We start from the raw sequence: 1,280 nt of genomic DNA, 5'->3' as shown, positions 1-1,280 counted from the left end.
TCCCCCCTGGGCCTGGAGGAATCCCTGCCCACTACCTAAACCAATTCACATGGATGAGTCTTCACTGTTGCACTTAATTTGACAATTCGGGAATTGATGACTCTCGTTCAACGGTCTCAATGACTGTGCTCTCTCAGTTGGGGAAGTATAATATTGCCGTCATTGTTTCTGATGCGCAACATTTACCCGGCTCGGTACTATTACCACTCCAAGGATACTACCACAAGCTTGCCACCCTTAAGCAACAGCTCAGCGTAACAAAGCGATTCAAAAACCGGCTTTGGCAGAAAAACATTAAACAAAAAATTTTAAATCAAGCCGCTGTTCTGGATTGGCAAAATCTCCCTGGGATGCCCGAAATGAAACAGTATGCAGCAAACGTACTCGAAGGCGATCGGACCCATCAAGAAGGATACGCGGCGGCATTCTACTTTAGGATTGCTTTTGGCAAACACTTTGTCCGACGTAACGATGACACCGTCAACGCGGCATTAAACTACGGCTACGCAATTATCCGGAGTTGCGTCGCTCGAGAATTAAGTGCTTTCGGGTTTGAGCCATCCCTGGGTATTTTTCACAAGAATCAATTGAACCCATTCAACTTGGCCGACGATTTAATTGAATCATTTCGGCCAATCGTTGATTTGCAAGTTTTGCAAATGAATCTAGATGGCCAACCCATGCTCACTCCGGATATCAAGAAACAACTGCTCAATTTGCAAAGTGCAGATGTCAAAGTTGACGATTCCTTTCAGACCGTACGCAATGCGATTCATTTAACGATTGAAAGTATTGGTGCAGCCTTTACCCAGGAAAAAATTTCTGGCGTCACTCTCCCTCAAGTGATTCCATTAGCCCCCCATGGATTCTCCTAGGTTCATGCGAGTAATTGTAATGTTTGACCTACCGGTTGTCGCGAACGAGGATCGAAAGGCAGCAAATCGGTTCCGTCATGACCTAATTAGCGAGGGATTCGTCATGATGCAGTGTTCAGTCTACTACCGGATCGTCAATGGCTTAGACATGGCAGCCAAGTATGAAAAACGACTTGAGGGTTACCTGCCAGAAAAGGGGCAAGTCCGCTCTCTAGTTTTGACGGAAAAACAATTTGCACATATGAAGGTGCTAGTTGGAGACGTCAGTCCACAAGAATCAGATGTCACCGGCAATTCACTGACCAGTTTATAGACACGAAAAGAGGACGCAAACCGCGAGGTTGCGCCCTCTTTTCTCTGACCTGTCCCATTTTAGCCGATTCTGGAAGGATCCAATAGCCACGG

2 protein-coding genes are annotated in these 1,280 nt (G+C 46.2%); both read left to right on the top strand.

Features of this window, described 5'->3' with window-relative positions:
• Positions 1-92 precede the first annotated feature (92 nt).
• On the top strand, positions 93-875 hold the full coding sequence (cas1, locus tag H627_RS18790; protein WP_258457799.1) for a type II CRISPR-associated endonuclease Cas1: 783 nt from the start codon (positions 93-95) through the stop codon (positions 873-875).
• Positions 862-1,188 carry a CRISPR-associated endonuclease Cas2 gene (cas2, locus tag H627_RS0115390; RefSeq protein ID WP_027829628.1) on the top strand — a complete coding sequence of 109 codons (327 nt, stop codon included), beginning with the start codon at positions 862-864 and terminating at the stop codon, positions 1,186-1,188. The genes cas1 and cas2 overlap by 14 nt, the downstream gene beginning before the upstream one ends.
• Positions 1,189-1,280: the final 92 nt, after the last annotated feature.

This window comes from Schleiferilactobacillus harbinensis DSM 16991 (genome assembly GCF_000425885.1).
Classification (GTDB): Bacteria; Bacillota; Bacilli; order Lactobacillales; family Lactobacillaceae; genus Schleiferilactobacillus; species Schleiferilactobacillus harbinensis.
This window is presented reverse-complemented; position numbering and strand designations above follow the sequence as displayed.